This window comes from Helicobacter japonicus (assembly GCF_000762845.2).
Taxonomy (GTDB): domain Bacteria; phylum Campylobacterota; class Campylobacteria; order Campylobacterales; family Helicobacteraceae; genus Helicobacter_C; species Helicobacter_C japonicus.
This window is the reverse complement of the sequence record NZ_JRMQ02000029.1, coordinates 1-3,085: the sequence shown is the minus strand read 5'-3', so window position 1 is coordinate 3,085 and position 3,085 is coordinate 1. Positions and strand designations below refer to the sequence as shown.

1 protein-coding gene is annotated in these 3,085 nt (G+C 29.6%); it reads left to right on the top strand.

Features of this window, described 5'->3' with window-relative positions:
• Positions 1-141: 141 nt before the first annotated feature.
• The coding region (locus tag LS65_RS09530; RefSeq protein WP_034363951.1) for a hypothetical protein at positions 142-3,085 on the top strand (2,944 nt) is incomplete at its 3' end.

Genomic DNA, 3,085 nt, shown 5'->3' with positions numbered 1-3,085 from the left:
ATTACTGCTAAGGGAGATTGTGTTATTATTAAAGCTGGTGGAATAGAAGTAGTCATAGATTCTAAAGGATTAGTTGTTAAAGGTGGGGAGATAAAGGCGGAGTGAAAGTAATAACACATATAAAGATAATAATAGGCAGATATGAAACCAATAAATAATAGCAACTCTATTCAGCAAAGTAATGAAATGCTACTTTATAATACTTTTAAATTTTACTTTGGGATAGATTTAGAAAATAATATAATGCCCATTGATAATGCCAAAAATGCTTTAAACACTTTTCTTAATAATTGCAACAATGACTATATACAAATCTTACAAGAGAATATCACACAAGAGAATCTAAAAACACTCAAATCTTCAAAAGAGTATCTTACTTTATTGCATATACAATATCTTGGGGAAAATAAACAAGTATTCGGTAAAGGCTTTCAACAAGCACTCAAAGAAAAATCTCATCTTAAGCTTTGGTATGAGATAAGATACAATAGTAATAGTAATAGTAAAAATGATAAAAGCATAGCTATTAAGCGTTTTAAACAATCCAATCTCTTTGGGCTTTATGAAAATAATGATATTAATGATAAAATCTTTCAATCACTTTGTGATAGTGTGCAAATTAAAACTAAAGACCTCAATCAAGATAAAGTTAATCTTAATGAATCTATGATGTTCTTTGAATTTTTAAACATTGCAGAATCTTCAAAATCTCAAACATACTATAAGAGCATAATAAAAAAAGAAGAAGAAATAAAGAAAAACTTTACAGATGATAGCTTCCCACTATCTCAAAGTCTAGTTTCAATCACTCAACCCTTTTTAAATACAATGAAGCAATATTATATCCAAGAGAATAATCCAAGCCTTAAAATAGAGAGTATTTACATTATACAAAAATCTAAAGATAAACCAAATGTTACAGATAATATCGCTACAATCAATAAGCAAATGCAGCAAAACAACTCCTCTCTTTTTTTTATCTTTTATCCTCAAAGTATCTGGGATATAGCTCTGCAAATAAGACAAAAGCATAATTCTACGCTCTACCTTATAGTTTGCAAAGATACAAAGATTGATTGCACTTACTTAGGCACTCATTCAAGGCTTTATTTGAGTGATTTTAAAGATAAGCAAAGCACAAATTATTTTTTAGGCACAGAGATAAAAAATGACACAGAATCTGCACAAGAACCAACTCTTTCACAAAAAGATGATTATCTTGAATTAGATAAAAATGGTGATGATATAGCAGATTATCAACAAGAATATATCTTTAAAAATGCAGAGCCTATATTAACTATCCAAAAACACCAAAGCAATATCCTACTCTACAATACAGGCTTTAGCAAACAAAACCATATTATTTCCAATGAAATAAACAAAAATCAAAAAGTGAATAAGCTTGGTATTAAATTAAAACTCAAAGAAGAAAAATCTCACTCTACTGATTGTTCTAAAGAAGGTAATTTCACACTCTACATTAATGAACTCTATATCTATTGCTCTAATCAACACTCCTCTATTCAACACAATCATAATAATGAAACGAACTCCAATGAGTCAAATAATTCTATACAAGATTCTCATAATTCACAGGGGCAACCTATTATCTATCTTCTTAACTGCGAAAATAGAAAAACCTATCAAATAAACTTACAAGAAAACAAAGATAATAATGGCAATACCAAAACAGATAAAGCTGGTAATATCAGTTATAATGCTACTCTAAGCACAGAACTTAACCTTGATGATACTCCTCTTGCAAATGTTACAACTAAACTCATACTCTCTTGTAATGATTTAGTGACTCAAAATTATTCCACTTATGATATACACAAAATAACAGGTGTGGGCATAATATCAGTAAATAATCAAATAAAAAAACAAGCTAAAGCAGGTGAAGGCATTACTTATAAGAATATCTTACATCTTAAGCAAACTACAACACTTGATGAAAAGATAGACAATACAGATTCTATCCTTGAAGTGAGAATAAACAACATACAAAAACCAATAAAGATAGATACTGCCTTAGAATGTGAAGCTATCTATTATGGCTATAATTTGGTTAAATGGGCTTATATGATACTTCCTACAAAAGATTATAATCCAAACAAAACAGGCTTAATAAAAGATGAGCATTACTATGAACTCTCAAGTGATACCTATAAAGGCAATATCATACACTTCAACATCAAAGAATATTTGCAAAGCCTACAATCAAATCAAACAAGCGTTCAAAGTCCAAATTCAAAAGCACAAACAAACAATTCACAACCATCATCAAACTCTCAAACCACCAATCCTCCAAATTACTCCCAGCAACTCCAATATCTTACACAAGGAGATTATACTTTAGTTATCTTTGCTTATCTACGCTCCCCAGCCTATAAAGCGAGGAATTATACCACCCATACCCAACTAGATTATAAACCTCCTTTATCACTTCAATTCAATGGTAAAGAACTTCAAATATTACAATGGGGAGAGGTAAAAAGGGATAAGCTAGATTCTAATATATTTGATAAGGGAAATAATGAAAATAAAGCATATTATAGAATCTACTCTAAAGACTATGATGTTATAGATAAACAAGATATTCCTAAATTGTTTTCATCTTACTCTCTTACATATGATATTCTAGATACAGAAAAATATTATCAATCCAATCATCTCAAAGAACAAGACATTTTAGATTCTATGAAACAAGATACTTCTCTACCCAAAGGAAGCTACTATCTTTATACTAAAGATATAGAGCAATCTCTAAAAATTCAAACAGACTATCTCTATAGAGCAAGAGGATATAAAGCCCTTAATATCTATACCATAGATACAAACAATCAATATAAAATCTCTTATCATAGTAATCCATTAGATAATATCCCTTATCCCAAAGGCACTACTTTTATCACAGCTCCTAATACTCCAATACCTACACATTATACAGATGAAAAAGTAAAAATATGTCTCAAAGGAAGCAGAACTTATAAAGACTTTATATTGAATCTCAAACAAAAGATAGATACTCTCAAAACTCAAGGTTATGAAATAGATAAGGTGAAACTAGAGGTGGGGTATGAGG